The sequence below is a fragment of the Micromonospora phytophila genome, from assembly GCF_023656545.1.
In the GTDB taxonomy this organism is placed as follows: Bacteria; Actinomycetota; Actinomycetes; order Mycobacteriales; family Micromonosporaceae; genus Micromonospora; species Micromonospora phytophila.
Genome location: NZ_JAMOKF010000014.1, coordinates 1 through 13901, shown reverse-complemented (window position 1 = coordinate 13901; position 13901 = coordinate 1). Strand labels below are relative to the sequence as shown.

Below are 13901 nucleotides of genomic sequence, written 5' to 3'. Positions count from 1 at the left end.
GCCCACCTTCCGCTCGCGACTGCGGGGCTCGCAAGCTCACTCCTCGCGCTCACGATTTCACGCCGCCTTCCCAGCGGTAGAAGCCCTGGCCGGACTTCTTGCCCAGCCGTCCGGCGGCGACCATCTCCACCAGCAGCTCCGGCGGCGCGAACCGGTCCCCGTACGCGGCTTGGAGGGTGCGCGCGATGTCCAGCCGCACGTCGAGCCCGACCAGGTCGGTGAGTTCCAGCGGGCCGACCGGGTGCCGGTAGCCGAGCACCATCGCCTTGTCGATGTCGGCGGGGCTGGCCACCCCGTCGGCGACCATCCGGATCGCCTCCAGGCCGAGGGTGACCCCGAGCCGCGAGGTGGCGAAGCCCGGCATGTCGCGTACGACGACGGGGTCCTTACCCAGCCGGGCGGCGAGCGCGACGGCCGCGGCGGTGGTCTCGTCGACGGTGGCCGGGCCCACCACGATCTCCAGCAACGCCATCGCCCAGACCGGGTTGAAGAAGTGCAGCCCGAGGAAGCTCTCCGGGCGCTCCAGCCCGGCCGCCAGCTCGGCGATCGCGATGCTGGAGGTGTTGCTGCCCAGCAGCGCAGGGCGCAGCGCCTCGGCGTCGCGCAGCACCGCCCGCTTGAGCTCCGGCCGCTCCGGCACGGCCTCCACCACCACGTCCGGCCCGGCGGCGACCTCGGCGAGCGCGGCCCGCAGCATCACCCGCTCCCGGTTCGTCGCGGCCTGCTCGGCGGTCAGCTTGCCGCGCTGCACCGCCCGGTCCCACAGCTGCCCGAGCCGGTCCACGGCGGCCGCGCCCCGGGCCCGGTCCACTTCGACCAGTTCCACGGCGTGCCCGGACCCGGCCGCCACGTACGCGATGCCGAGACCCATCGTGCCGGCCCCGACGACGACAAAGCGGTCGCTCATGACGCCTCCCTGCCTTCGGCGGCGCCACGGGGTTGACCCGCGCCCGTCCGCCCGCTCCACTCGCTCATGGGCCGACCCTATGCAGCGACGATCCCCGGGGCATGCGTGGGGGCGGAGCGGATCGGGTACTGCACGGCCGTCAACCGAGGGAAGGACGCGCCGAGATGAGCCAGGCACCGGAGACCGCGCAGAGCGCGGGGGCGGCGGAGACCGTGGAGACCCGCGGGGACGAGCGGATCGAGCTGCTGCGCGCCGACACCAACAACGACGGCCGCACCGACGTGTGGGTGGTCGACACCGACGGCGACGGCAAGGCCGACCTGTTCCAGTTCGACACCGACCACGACGGCAAGGTGAACGTCACGATGGTCGACCTCGACGAGGACGGCACCCCCGACGAGGTGGTCGACGGAGACGGTGGCCTCCCGCCGGAACAGCTCCCCCCGACCGTCCAGGTCTGAGTCGTCCGCACCGGGCCCCTGCCGTCACCGGCGGGGGCCCGAGGCGTCAGCCGGCCAAGCGCAGGGTCGCCAGGTAGTAGGGGGCGTCGCGGTCGTCCACGTCGGTCAGCCGCCAACCCGTCCCGCGGACCAGCTCGGCGAACTCGTCGGGCGAGCAGACCAGGTAGTCGAACCAGTCGGTGCCCAGCTCCCGGTAGCGCAGCCGGAGCCTCAGCTGGCCGCCGAGGCGCCCCCGACGCCGGTTGAGCTCGTGGTAGCCGGTGTGCACCGGGTCCGTGGTGCCGTACGGATCCGTGCCGTGCGCGATGACCTGCGCGCCGGGGCGGGCCAGCGCGGCGAGCGCGGCGAGGAACGCGGGCGCCCGGTCCCGCCCCTCCAGCAGGCCCAGGTTGTTGCCGAGCAACAGGAACGTGTCGTACCGCCGGCCCTCGGCGACGTGCTCGTCGACCGTGCCGAGGACGAGATCCCGGACGCCCCGGTGCCGGCACACCCGCAGCGCACCCGCCGAGGTGTCCAGGCCGGTCACGGGCACGCCACGCTCCTGGAGCAGCAGCGCGATCCGCCCGCCCCCGACGCCGATGTCCAGCGTCGCGCCCCGGACCCGGTCCACCGCCCGGTGGTCGTACGGCTGCCAGTCGGCGGGCCCGTCCAGGTAGTGCGCGGCGGGCGCGCCGTTGATCAGCCCGTCGTCCCGCTCGATGATCTCGATGACCGGCCGGGGCAGCCGCCCGCCCACCAGCGGCCGCGGGCCGACCCCAGTGTGCACGGCGTACGCGTCGCGCAGCATCTCACCGAACACGTCACCGATCCGTGGCTGCCCCGTCACGGGGTTCACGCTATCCGGCCGGTCAGGCGACCGCAGCGGTCGTATCCTTGCGGCGTGACCACCCTGGATCGACTCGCCGCGGAGAAGTACCTCCTGCTCACGACCTTCCGCAAGGACGGTCGAGCGGTGCCGACCCCGGTCTGGGCGGTTCGTGACGGCGACGCGCTGGCGGTGTGGACGGTGGCGGACTCCGGCAAGGTGAAGCGGATCCGGCGCAGCGGCGAGGTCACGGTGGCGCCCTGCGACGTCCGGGGCCGCCCGCACGGCGAGGCGGTGCCCGCCCACGCCACCCTCTACGACCCCGCCGGCACCCGCCGGGTGGGTGAGCTGATCAAGCGGAAGTACCGGCTGATCGGCCGGCTCAGCCTGCTCGGCAGCCGGCTGCGCCGGGGGCAGAGCGGCACGGTCGGCATCCGGATCACCATCGCGGACTGAGCGGCGCCGCCGCCCGGGACCGGGCCACCGGCGACCGGGCCGGGGTCAGGACATGGCCGGAGTCAGCGCATGGCCGGAGTCAGCGCATGGCCGGGGTCAGCGCATGGCCGGGGTCAGCGCATGGCCGGGGTCAGCGCATGGCCGGGCCAGGACATGGCGAAGGGCGGCGGACCGGAGTCCACCGCCCTTGCGTTCGAATCGTCTGCTGGCTCCCGGCCCGTCAGTCCCCCTGGCGCTGCTGGGGAATCTGCCCCTGCAGCAGGGCCCTGACCTCCGACTCCCGGTACCGACGGTGGCCACCCAGGGTGCGGATGGCGCTGAGCTTGCCGGCCTTGGCCCACCGGGTCACCGTCTTCGGGTCGACACGGAACATCGACGCCACCTCGGCCGGCGTGAGTAGCGGCTCTGGTTCGTGCGTTCGCGATGCCATCGGTCACTCCTCCACATGTATAGACATCGGCCGGGGTCCCGCCGGCCGACGCGTCTCCCATGGTCCGGCTAGTCCCCGATGTCCGACATGGGCCGAACGGCCGAACGTCCCTAGACGGACGGATGAACCATGCCCGATTTATGCGACTTTTACACGGCAGAAAGTACCTTATTCGGACTCATGATCACGGTTCGTGATGCGTCAACTACGAGCCATCCTCGTTTTGGGAACGCTCTCTGGGCGATTTGCAGTCAATTACACCGCTCCAGCAGCTGCACCGCGCGCCACCGCGCCACCAACTTGTCGTACGCGGCCGAAGCCTCGCCCGGCTCGCCCCGGGACAGCCCGGCCAACCCGGTCGCGACCAGCTCCGACGAGTCGTCCGCGGTGAGCGTCTCGTCGGAGAGCAGCTCGACCAGGCCGCCGTAGTCCAGCTCCACCACCGAGCGGGGGTGGAACTCCTCCAACCACCGGGCGGCCTCCTCGACGGCCTCGGTGATCGGCGCGTCGCCGACCGACTTGCGCAGCACGGAGAGCGCGCGCGACGACCGCCGCCGGGCCTTGGAGATCTCCGTGCGGTAGCGCAGCGCCCGCCGCCCCGGCCGGGTGACGTGCTGCCGCTCCTCCGCGTCGAAGAGCACGAACCAGCGCAGCGGCACACCCCAGGTGGCGATCTGCTCGTGCACCCGGGGCACGCCGTGCTCCAGCACCCGGGCCCCGCTGCGCCAGTCCTCCACCACCGCCTTGGCCTGCCCGGCGAGCACCGGCGGGACGAAGGCGTCGGCGAGCACCGGCGGCACGCCGTCGCGCGCGCTCAGCGCCGCCTCGGCCACCCGGATCCGCAGGTTCCAGGGACAGACCAGCAGGGTCTCGTCGGTCTCCAGGACGTACGCCTCGTCCGGCAGGTCGGGCAGCCGCGTCCAGCCGGCGCCGAGCGCCTCGATCACCGACGTCCGCTGCCGGCCGGGCCCCTCCACCGGGGCCACCGCCCGCCCCTGTTCCACGTAGCGCCGCCAGTACGACTGGCGGTCCCGGTCGAAGGCGGTCAGGGGCTCGTACACGCGCAGGTATGAAGCGAAAAGCGACGGCACGGCGCGATCCTCCCACGAATTGGAACCGGACCGCCGTCGGCGCCGCGATCACGCGCGCCGCGGGCGGTCGGACGGCGTCGGCCGATACTAGGCTCAGCGGCACCGGCAGCATCCCGCCGGCGTCCACCAGGTCCGCGTCCCACAAGGACGCACACCACATCAGGAGCAAGTGATGGGCGTATTCGCCAGCACCGACGACCCGGGTTCGACCGGTCACGAACAGGTCGTCTTCTGCCAGGACAAGCAGACCGGCCTGAAGGCGATCATCGGGATCTACTCCACCGCGCTCGGCCCGGCGCTCGGTGGCACCCGGTTCTACCCCTACGCGAACGAGGAGGCCGCCCTCGCCGACGTCCTCGACCTGTCCCGCGGCATGGCGTACAAGAACGCCCTGGCCGGCCTGGACCTCGGCGGCGGCAAGGCGATCATCTGGGGTGACCCCGAGCAGATCAAGAGCGAGGCGCTGCTGCGCGCGTACGGCCGCTTCGTGGAGTCCCTGGCCGGGCGCTACTACACCGCCTGCGACGTCGGCACCTACGTCGCCGACATGGACGTGATCGCCCGCGAGACCCGGTACGTGACCGGCCGCAGCGTGGAGCACGGCGGTGCCGGCGACTCCTCGATCCTCACCGCCTGGGGCGTGTTCCAGGGCATGCGCGCCGCCGCCGAGCACGTCTGGGGCGCCCCGACGCTCGCCGGCCGGCGGGTCGGCGTGGCCGGCCTGGGCAAGGTCGGCAAGTACCTCGTCGGCCACCTGCTCGACGACGGCGCCGAGGTGGTCGCCACCGACGTGAACCCGAAGGCCCTGGAGTGGGCCAGCGCGACCCACCCGCAGGTCACGCTGGTCGACGACGCCGCCGCGCTGGTGGCCGCCGACATCGACGTGTACGCCCCGTGCGCGCTGGGCGGCGCGCTGAACGACGACACGGTGCCGGTGCTGCGCGCGAAGGTGGTCGCCGGGGCGGCGAACAACCAGCTCGCCCACCCGGGCATCGAGAAGCTCCTCGCCGACCGGGGCATCCTCTACGCCCCCGACTACGTGGTGAACGCCGGCGGTGTCATCCAGGTCGCGGACGAGATCGAGGGCTTCAACTTCGACCGGGCCAGGCTGCGCGCCACGAAGATCTACGACACCACCCGGGAGATCCTGCGCCTGGCGGACGCCGAGGGCGTGCCCCCGGCGGTGGCGGCGGACCGGCTGGCCGAGCGGCGGATGGCCGACGTTGGCCGGCTGCGCACCATCCACCTGCGGTGAGCGTCCCCGGGGGCGGGGCCGAGGCGGTTCCGCCCCCGGGAGCGAGCAGGAACCGCCACCCCGTTAAGCTTGGTTTGTGGGTCTTTGCCCGGTGTCACGGGCGCTCCCGCCGCCGCTCCTTACCGAGTACAATTTGTGACGGCCGGATCACTGCGACGCGCAGAGCCGGTCGGCGGTAACCCGAGGTGCCGAACGATGGCATCCCCATGTACCGTAAGAGCCACGAGAGATGCCTGACGTCATCGGGGCCCGCCTTCGGGCTGCCCCGCATTCTGTGCGAGGGGGTCGAGCCATGGGGCGCGGCCGTGCTAAGGCCAAGCAGACGAAGGTGGCCCGGGAGTTGAAGTACCACTCCCCGAACACCGACCTCACCGCCTTGCAGCGCGAACTGGCAGGTGCTGGTAAGTCTGAGCACAACTTCGACGACGACTACAAAGAGTATGTCGACGACGATGATGAGGATCACGCGGACGAGGACCCGGATCCCTGGGTCCGTCCCGCCCGCTGACCTCCCGTCGCAGCTGAGCACGCGGTAACCCCCCGCGTGCTCACGCTTGTGCCCACCGGGAGTGCGCCGCACCGACGATCAGGGACCTCGCCGCACCGGAGACCGCTCCGGTCGCTCGGCAGGTCCCTGATCTCGGCTCGCCCTCACCGGGGCCGGTTGTTCCAGTTGTAGAACGTCGGGATGTTCTCGAAGTGGTTCCAGGCGCAGACCGCGCTGGTGCCGTCGCCACCCGCCACCTCCGCCCGTAGCCGACGCGCGGCCTCGGCCTCGTGGAGCAACGCGGTGAGTCCCGGGGCGAGGTCCCGTACCCGGTCGGCGACCCCGTCGCGCTCAGGCTGCCGGTGACTGATGGTCTCGGGCATGCTCCAACACTCCCTCCAGTAGGCGGATCTTGCTGTTGCGGCAGTGCTCGGTCTCCGTACCGTCAAAACGCCCCAGCTCGAAGTAACGGTTGGCCGCGTGGCCACCGCCGCAGAAACCGAAGTAGGGGCAGGACGACCGGCACGCCTCGACCCCGGCGAGGAACTCACCGACCCAGGGCGTCCGCTCCGCGCCGCTGAGGATCTCGGCCAGCGGGGTGGTCAGCACGTTGCCGCTGCTGAAGTCGCCGTAGCGGGCGTCGGTGAAGCCGGCCAGCTCGGGCGAGAGCACCGTCACCGAGCCGTCGTGCCCGACGGTCGGGATCGGGTCCAGGCGCCGGGGCAGCAGGTCGTCGGCGGTGCCGTCCAGCACCGCCCCGGCGTACCGGAGGGACCACTCCACCTCGCGCAGGTGGATCCGGGGCTCCCGGCGCCAGGCCGCCACCAGTTCCGCCCAGAAGGCGGTCACCACCGGAGCGTCGTGGGCGTTGTCGCGGGTGTTGACCCCCTCGGTCTCCTCGATGTTGATGCCGAGCACGTCGCAGCCCAGGTCGAGGAAGTAGTCGTACAGCTCGGTGGCGAGGCCCGGCTCCGGGCGGCCCACCACCGCCAGCGCTGAGAACGGCAGCCCGTGCCGGCGCAAGGCCGCCACCCCGCGCAGGATCCGGTCGTACGCCGGCCGGCCCGCCCGGGTCACCCGCTCACCGTTGCGCTCCCGCGGCCCGTCCACGCTGACGCTCACCCGCACCCCGTGCTCCGCGAAGAACGCACACCAGGCGTCGTCGACGAGCGTGGCGTTGGTCTGCACGTGGTGCTCGACCTCCGGCCCGAAGGGCGCGAGCAGCGCGGCCAGGTGCTCCCGACCGGCGGCCAGCGGCTCCCCGCCGTGCCACACCACCGAGAACCGCCCCGCCGCCGCCCACGGGTTGACCGACGCGGCCACCGCCTCCGCCACCGACACCGACATCCGCCGGTCGGCCGCGCGGAACGGCAGGTAGCAGTACGCGCAGTCCAGGTTGCAGAGCGTGGTGGGCTGCATCACGACGTATGACGGAACGGCGGCCAGACCGCGCATCCCGCTGAACGAGCGCCCCCGAGCAGCCATCGCCCTCCTCGCCTCTGAGCCCTTCAGGCTAGGCGGCGATGGCCACTCGGGTGAACCCCCGATCAGGTGCCCGTACGATCACCGCAGAGTGATCAACCCCGGGTGTGCTGGCCGATCATCTGCACGTTGCCGGAACCCTCGATGATCTCGCCGGCCTGCCAGGCGTCGACGCCGCGCCCGGTCAGGGTGGCCAGCGCGCGGTCGGCGTCCTCGGCGGAGACGATCGCGAACATGCCGACGCCCATGTTGAAGGTCGCCTCCATCTCCGGGTCCTCGATCCGTCCCTTGGACTGGATCAGGTCGAAGATCGGCTGCGGCTTCCAGGTGGAGCGGTTGACCACCGCGTCGACGTGCTCCGGCAGGACCCGCACCAGGTTGCCCGGGATGCCGCCGCCGGTGACGTGGGCCAGCGCCCGCACCTCGGCCTCGGCGATCAGCTTGAGGCAGTCCTTCGCGTAGATCTTGGTCGGGGTGAGCAGCTCCTCGCCGAGGGTGCGCTGCCGACCGAAGTCGTCGATCACCACGTCCAGCCGCATCCGGCCGGCACCCAGCAGCACGTGCCGCACCAGGGAGTAGCCGTTGGAGTGCAGGCCCGAGGAGCGCATCGCGATGACCACGTCGCCCACCTCGACCCGCTCCGGGCTCAGGATCTCGCTCTCCTCCACCACGCCGACACCGGTGGCGGAGACGTCGTACTCGTCGGGGCGGAGCACGCCCGGGTGCTCGGCGGTCTCGCCGCCCAGCAGCGCGCAGCCCGCGTACCGGCAGCCGTCGGCGATGCCGGCGCCGATCTCGGCGACCTTGTCCGGCACGACCTCGCCGGTGGCGATGTAGTCGAGCAGGAAGAGCGGCTCGGCGCCGCAGGCGACCAGGTCGTCGACGACCATCGCGACCAGGTCGATGCCGACGGTGTCGTGGATGTCCATCTGCTGGGCGATCACCAGCTTGGTGCCCACGCCGTCAGTGGAGGAGGCGAGGATCGGGTTCTTGTACTTCTTGGTGTCCAGCCGGAACAGCCCGGCGAAGCCACCCAGGTCACCCATCACCTCGGGGCGCCGGGTCTGCTTCACCTTGGACTTCAGCAGCTCGACCGCGCGGTCGCCCGCCTCGATCGACACCCCGGCGTCCGCGTACGAGACCGAGCGTTTGCGAGCCGGACGGCCGGTGCCGGCCGTCCAGGGCTGGCGGTCGCCGCCGGCGCCGGTCGGGCTGCTTCCTGCGCCGCTGCGCTCGGACACGTGCGTCACGGTTCTCCCCTTTGTGGTTCTGGCGCCGCGCCGGCAGTGGCCGGCCGCGCCCGGTGGTGCTACGGGCGGTGTGAGGTCACGCCGCCCGGAGTGGCGACGAGCGGAGGGGCGGTGTGCTCCCGGATGTCGGGCGTCGCGACGGTGACCCGCCGCCCCACCCCTTCGAGCACGTGCTTGCCGATCAGGTTGCCGGCCGGAAGCTCGATCGGGTACTCCCCGTCGAAACACGCGCGGCACAGCCGGGTCTTCGGCTGCTCGGTCGCGGCGATCAGACCGGGGAGCGAGACGTAGCCCAGCGTGTCGGCGCCGATCGACCGCCGGATGCCGTCGTTGTCCAGCCCGTTGGCCAGCAGCTCGGCGCGGGTGGCGAAGTCGATGCCGTAGAAGCAGGGCCAGTTGACCGGCGGCGAGGAGATGCGCACGTGCACCTCCAGCGCGCCGGCCTCGCGCAGCATCCGCACGATCGCCCGCTGGGTGTTGCCGCGCACGATCGAGTCGTCGACCACGACTAGCCGCTTGCCCCGCACGTTCTCCCGCAGCGGGTTGAGCTTGAGCCGGATGCCGAGCTGGCGCAGGGTCTGCGACGGCTGGATGAAGGTGCGCCCGACGTACGGGTTCTTCATCAGGCCGGCGCCGTAGGTGATCCCGGACTCCTCGGCGTAGCCGATGGCGGCCGGGGTGCCCGACTCCGGCACCGGGATGACCAGGTCGGCCTCGACCGGGTGCTCCTTGGCCAGCTGACGGCCGATCTGCACCCGGGCGGAGTGCACGTTGCGGCCGGCGATGGTGGCGTCCGGGCGGGCGATGTAGACGTACTCGAAGAGGCAGCCCTTGGGTTCCGGGGCGGCGAACCGGGCCGAGCGGAGGCCGTCCTCGTCGACCGCGATCAGCTCACCGGGCTCGACCTCGCGGACCACGCTCGCACCGACGATGTCCAGCGCGGCGGTCTCGCTGGCGACCACCCAGCCGCGCTCCAGCCGGCCCAGCACCAGCGGGCGTACGCCGTGCGGGTCACGGGCCGCGTAGAGCGTCGACTCGTCCATGAAGACGAAGCTGAACGCGCCCCGCAGCTGCGGCAGCACCTCCAGCGCGGCGGCCTCCACGGAGAGGTCGGGGCGGCTGGCCAGCAGCATCGTCACCAGGGAGGTGTCGTTGGTCGAGCCGTCGGCGACGAGGCCGCGCTCGGCAACCTCCTTCTGGAGCTCCGCGGTGTTGACCAGGTTGCCGTTGTGCGCCAGCGCGATGGTGGTGCCGGAGGTGGTGGACCGGATGGTCGGCTGGGCGTTCTCCCAGGTCGAGCCGCCGGTGGTGGAGTAGCGGGCGTGCCCGATCGCCACGTGCCCGCGCAGGCTGGCCAGGGTCGGCTCGTCGAAGACCTGGGCGACCAGCCCGAGGTCCTTGTAGACCACCACGCCGGAGCCGTCGCTGACCGCGATGCCGGCGGCCTCCTGGCCACGGTGCTGCAACGCGTAGAGCCCGAAGTAGGTCAGATTGGCGACCTCCTCCCCGGGCGCCCAGACACCGAAGACGCCACACGCGTCCTGGGGACCGGGTCGTTGAGGATCAAGGTCGTGGCTCAGCCGGCCGTCGCCTCGGGGCACCTACCGCTCCCTCATGCTGGTCTGGACCGGGCCTGGCGGGGATCGCGGGGGCGGATCCGCACTTCTCGGCCGGGACCACTGTCGTCGCCTGACAGTGTACGCGAATAGGTGTCGATACAGATAGTCACGATCCTGCTGCGCTCCGTCACCGGAGTGCTCCGCATCCGCACAGCTAGAGCGGGAGGTGCGCCGACAGGTCCCCGCGGACGCCGCTCACCCGTACGCGACCCTGGGTGACCGCCTCCGCCCAGTCGAGCCGCCCCGTGGCCACCGCGAGCCAGGTCGCCGGATCCATCTCCACGACGTTCGGCGGGGTGCCGCGGGTGTGTCGAGGGCCGGGAACGCACTGAACTGCACCGTAAGGTGGGACTCGCACCTCCACCGATCGGCCGGGGGCGCGCTCCGCGAGGACGGCCAACAGAGCCCGGACCGCCTCCCGAAGTACCGGCCGTTCGGGCGTACGCCCCTCGTCGAGCGCCGACAACGCCGCCGCGACCGCGGCGGACTTAATGTGCGGAGAGGACACGACGGGACGATACGACCCGAGCGCAACACGTCTCACGCTGGCCCTGGGTCGCGCCGATCCGGTCAGACAAGGCATAGTTGCCGACGGCGTATTCGTACCGTGATGATCCCGGGCCCGGCGCCCCGCCGGCCGGAGGGAAGTCAGTCGGAAGGCGGTGGACGTGTCAACACACCGACGTGCCTGGAAGCGGGCCGGTGTGGTCGTGGCGCTGGTTGTCGGCGCTGTGCTCGCTGTCCCCGCCACACCAGCCCTGGCCGAACCCAGCATCACGAACGTGTCGGCGTCGCCGAGCTCGGTCGAAGCCGGCAAGAACACCACCGTGAGCTACTCGCTCAATTTCGATGGCAGCGTGGGGCCCGCGGACATCACGGTCAGTTCGAGCAACCAGAAGCTCAGCTGCGTTGATGGGTGCGAGCGGAACAGGGTCGACGGAAACGGGAACTTCCAAGCCACCTTCCGGCTGGCCGGCGACGCCTCCAACGGATCAGCGACCATCACGATCAAGGCCGTGAACTCAATCGGCCCCAAGCAGGAAAAGCAGGCTTCGACCACCGTCACGCTGGTCGGCAAGGAAGCGCCGCCGACCCAGCCGCAGAACCAGACCGTACGGTCGGTTTCCGGCAAGGTGGTCGTCCAGGCGACCAACGAAGCCGTGCCGAACGCGTTCGTCATCCTCCAGGACGCCAACGGCAAGAAGCTGGACACCATCAGCGACTCCAGCGGCAACTACCGCTTCACCGGCACCACCGACCAGCCGATCGCCCCCGGCCGGCTCTCGGTCGGCGCCAGTCACCAGGGGATCGTCGCCACCAAGAGCTTCAACGCGAGCGCGGGGCAGAGCATCACCGGCCAGCGGATCGCCCTGGCGCTCAAGGTGGAGGTGACCCCGAGCGCCACCCCCTCGGCCACCGAGGAGGCCCTCCCGACCGACGAGGCCACCGAAGAGGCGGCCGAGGAGGCTGCCGAGGCCACCGCCGGTGCGGCGGCCAACGCCAGCAACGAGGACTCCGGCGGGATGGGCAACTGGATGATCATCCTGCTCGGTGGTCTGCTCGTCGCCGCGGGCGTCGGCACCATCGTGCTGCTCTGGATGCGGCGCAAGGACAACGGCGACGAGACCGACGAGGACGCCCCGGTGGGCGGCGCGGCCGGCGCGGGGCCGGGGGCACGGGGGGCGTACCGGGGTGCCGACGACCAGACCCGGGTGGTCAACCGGGTCGGCGGCGCACCGGACCCGACCATGGTCGGCGGCACCGCGATCGGCGACGCCCCGACGATGATGCACCGCCCGGTCGTCGACGACGTGCCGCCCGATCCGTACGGCGCTCCGCCGCAGCCCTACGGCGCCGCGGGCGCCCAGCAGGGCTGGGCCGGCAACGGCTACGGCGACGAGCCGGCTACCGGCGGCTACGGCGCCGCCGGCTACGGCAACGCGCCCGCCTCCGGTGGCGGCTACGGCAACGCGCCCTCGTCGGGTGGCGGCTACGGCAACGCGCCCGCCTCGGGCGGTGGCTACGGCAGCGCACAGGCCTCGGGTGGCGGCTACGGCGCCCACGACTACGGTGCCCCGGCCGGCGTGGCGGGTGCGGCGGGTGCGGCGGGCTACCCGCCGGCCCCGGGTGGCGCCCTGGCCTACGGCGAGCGGTACGACGAGCCGACCGGCCGCTACGCGGGCGACTCCACCCAGTACCCGGCCCCGTCCGACCCCTACGCGACCGGCGTCTACCAGCCGGAGCAGGGCCAGGGATACGCCCAGCCGGAGCAGGGCCAGGGATACGCCCAGCCGGAGCCTGCGCCGTACGGCCGGGGCGGGGAACAGCCCGGCGGCTACGACCAGCGCGGCGGCTACGACCAGCCCGCCCCGTACGACCAGGGTGGCTACGGCCAGCAGCCGGGCGGCGGATACGGCCAGGAAGCCCCGCAGCAGCGCGGCGGCTACGGCCAGCAGGGCGGCTACGACCAGCCCACCTCGTACGACCAGGGCGGCTACGGCCAGCAGCCGGGCGGCGGGTACGGCCAGGAGGCTCCGCAGCAGCGTGGCGGTTACGACGACCGTGGCTACGACCAGGGCGGCTACGGGCAGCAGGGTGGCTACGGCGACCAGGCGCAGCCCGGTCACGGCCGACCGGACGCCCCACCGAAGCAGGACCGGGCCAGTCGCCGGCTGGACTGGCTGGACGACTGACCGCGCGGGGCCACGGCCCCGACAGCACGACGGCGAGGGGCTGTTCCGGATCCCGGACGGCTCCTCGCCGCTGTTCGTCCGGCCGGACCCGTCCGGGTCGGCGCTGATCCACTCCCGGGGCGGGCCGGGGGTCGGTCAGGCGGCGGAGAAGACGCCGTGGCGGAGCAGCGGGACCACGTTCGAGACGCCGGTCCGGACGGCGACCTCCACGTCCTCGGCGAAGCCGCCCTCGATGAGCTCGCGGCCGGAGACGCTGCCCCGGACCGCCGCGGGGACGTCGGGCGTGCTGGCCAGCGCGGCGAGCGCCATGGCCGCCTCGACGGAGAGCCCGCCGGGCACCCCGGAGACGGCGTCCAGGACGCTCGCCGCCCCGAGCTGGTCCTCCACGGACGGGCGCAGGGAACCGTCCGGCCAGCGCTCCCCGGAGGCGATCACGCCGATCGGCGTGTCGGTCGAGCCGTACCCCTGACGACGCAGCCAGCGCCCGACGGCGCGCGCGTTGCGCAGGCAGGCCGCGACCACCGGCAGCCCGGTGGCGCTGGCCGCGGCGCTGATCGCCGAGCCGTTCGGCGAGGGGAGCACGAGGTCGGCGACGACCGGCGCGCTGGTCAACGCCGCCGGCGAGAGCGACCACGGGTGTTCCCGGGTCGTCTGCCGGCGGCCCACCGCGGCGACCGCGCCGACCCGCAGCGCGTAGTCGGCCGCCTGCTCACCCCACGGGAAGGGGTGCACGCGCATGCCGCGCCCGACCGCGACCTCCACGGCGGTGGTGAACGAGAGCACGTCCACCACCACCAGCACGGCGCAGACCCGGCCGAGCTCGGCCGCCCCCGTCAGCCCCCAGTCGAACCGGGCGCCGGATCCGGGCTGGGTGTGAACGGCCGCGGCCAAGGCCTCAGCGCTGATCGGGCGCGGAGGGCCGCTCGGTGTCACCGGAGTCGGTGGCGGACGCCCCGCCGGCCTCG

At 72.6% G+C, this 13901-nt stretch carries 15 protein-coding genes; 5 read left to right on the top strand and 10 right to left on the bottom strand.

What is annotated here, in order from left to right:
* Nucleotides 1-49 precede the first annotated feature (49 nt).
* A complete protein-coding gene (locus NCC78_RS04170) occupies nt 50-907 on the bottom strand; it encodes a 3-hydroxyacyl-CoA dehydrogenase family protein (protein WP_250791824.1) in 858 nt (285 codons plus the stop codon).
* Between the two features lie 164 nt (nt 908-1071).
* Here NCC78_RS04170 and NCC78_RS04165 point away from each other — a divergent pair, with 164 nt between their 5' ends.
* Nucleotides 1072-1368 (top strand): hypothetical protein, encoded by a 297-nt coding sequence (locus NCC78_RS04165; RefSeq protein WP_250791823.1) that lies wholly within the window; start codon nt 1072-1074, stop codon nt 1366-1368.
* A gap of 46 nt (nt 1369-1414) precedes the next feature.
* Here the strand turns inward: NCC78_RS04165 and NCC78_RS04160 are convergent, their stop codons facing one another.
* Nucleotides 1415-2194, bottom strand: a complete 780-nt coding sequence (locus NCC78_RS04160) for a class I SAM-dependent methyltransferase (RefSeq protein ID WP_250791822.1) — start codon at nt 2192-2194, stop codon at nt 1415-1417.
* A gap of 54 nt (nt 2195-2248) precedes the next feature.
* Between NCC78_RS04160 and NCC78_RS04155 the strand changes: the two genes are divergently transcribed.
* Nucleotides 2249-2629, top strand: coding sequence for a PPOX class F420-dependent oxidoreductase (locus tag NCC78_RS04155; protein ID WP_250791821.1), 381 nt, complete (start codon nt 2249-2251; stop codon nt 2627-2629).
* A 220-nt stretch (nt 2630-2849) separates the two neighbouring features.
* Here NCC78_RS04155 and NCC78_RS04150 read toward each other — a convergent pair whose 3' ends face one another.
* Both NCC78_RS04150 and NCC78_RS04145 read right to left on the bottom strand, forming a co-directional pair.
* Nucleotides 2850-3059, bottom strand: a complete 210-nt coding sequence (locus NCC78_RS04150; RefSeq protein WP_007073996.1) for a BldC family transcriptional regulator — start codon at nt 3057-3059, stop codon at nt 2850-2852.
* A 251-nt stretch (nt 3060-3310) separates the two neighbouring features.
* Nucleotides 3311-4150, bottom strand: a complete 840-nt coding sequence (locus NCC78_RS04145) for a DUF8083 family protein (RefSeq protein WP_250791820.1) — start codon at nt 4148-4150, stop codon at nt 3311-3313.
* A gap of 172 nt (nt 4151-4322) precedes the next feature.
* Here NCC78_RS04145 and NCC78_RS04140 point away from each other — a divergent pair, with 172 nt between their 5' ends.
* Nucleotides 4323-5405, top strand: a complete 1083-nt coding sequence (locus NCC78_RS04140) for a Glu/Leu/Phe/Val family dehydrogenase (protein ID WP_250791819.1) — start codon at nt 4323-4325, stop codon at nt 5403-5405.
* A gap of 292 nt (nt 5406-5697) precedes the next feature.
* Nucleotides 5698-5913 (top strand): DUF3073 domain-containing protein, encoded by a 216-nt coding sequence (locus NCC78_RS04135; protein ID WP_250791818.1) that lies wholly within the window; start codon nt 5698-5700, stop codon nt 5911-5913.
* A gap of 143 nt (nt 5914-6056) precedes the next feature.
* On the opposite strand, the gene amcA is transcribed toward NCC78_RS04135, so the two are convergent.
* The 5 genes from amcA to NCC78_RS04110 form a co-directional block, all read right to left on the bottom strand.
* Nucleotides 6057-6275 (bottom strand): multiple cyclophane-containing RiPP AmcA, encoded by a 219-nt coding sequence (amcA, locus tag NCC78_RS04130; protein WP_250791817.1) that lies wholly within the window; start codon nt 6273-6275, stop codon nt 6057-6059.
* The gene (amcB, locus tag NCC78_RS04125; RefSeq protein WP_284706248.1) at nt 6244-7347 is read right to left on the bottom strand and encodes a cyclophane-forming radical SAM peptide maturase AmcB; all 1104 of its coding nucleotides are present in this window, start codon (nt 7345-7347) and stop codon (nt 6244-6246) included. Before amcB ends, amcA begins: the two co-directional genes overlap by 32 nt.
* A gap of 122 nt (nt 7348-7469) precedes the next feature.
* Nucleotides 7470-8624, bottom strand: coding sequence for a phosphoribosylformylglycinamidine cyclo-ligase (purM, locus tag NCC78_RS04120; RefSeq protein WP_250791815.1), 1155 nt, complete (start codon nt 8622-8624; stop codon nt 7470-7472).
* Nucleotides 8625-8683: 59 nt separating this feature from the next.
* The gene (gene purF / locus NCC78_RS04115) at nt 8684-10225 is read right to left on the bottom strand and encodes an amidophosphoribosyltransferase (RefSeq protein WP_250791814.1); all 1542 of its coding nucleotides are present in this window, start codon (nt 10223-10225) and stop codon (nt 8684-8686) included.
* A gap of 172 nt (nt 10226-10397) precedes the next feature.
* Nucleotides 10398-10751 (bottom strand): sterol carrier family protein, encoded by a 354-nt coding sequence (locus tag NCC78_RS04110; protein ID WP_250791813.1) that lies wholly within the window; start codon nt 10749-10751, stop codon nt 10398-10400.
* Between the two features lie 160 nt (nt 10752-10911).
* Here NCC78_RS04110 and NCC78_RS04105 point away from each other — a divergent pair, with 160 nt between their 5' ends.
* Nucleotides 10912-12936 (top strand): carboxypeptidase-like regulatory domain-containing protein, encoded by a 2025-nt coding sequence (locus NCC78_RS04105; RefSeq protein ID WP_250791812.1) that lies wholly within the window; start codon nt 10912-10914, stop codon nt 12934-12936.
* Nucleotides 12937-13071: 135 nt separating this feature from the next.
* Here NCC78_RS04105 and NCC78_RS04100 read toward each other — a convergent pair whose 3' ends face one another.
* The gene (locus tag NCC78_RS04100; protein ID WP_250791811.1) at nt 13072-13827 is read right to left on the bottom strand and encodes a 2-phosphosulfolactate phosphatase; all 756 of its coding nucleotides are present in this window, start codon (nt 13825-13827) and stop codon (nt 13072-13074) included.
* Between the last annotated feature and the right edge of the window lie 74 nt (nt 13828-13901).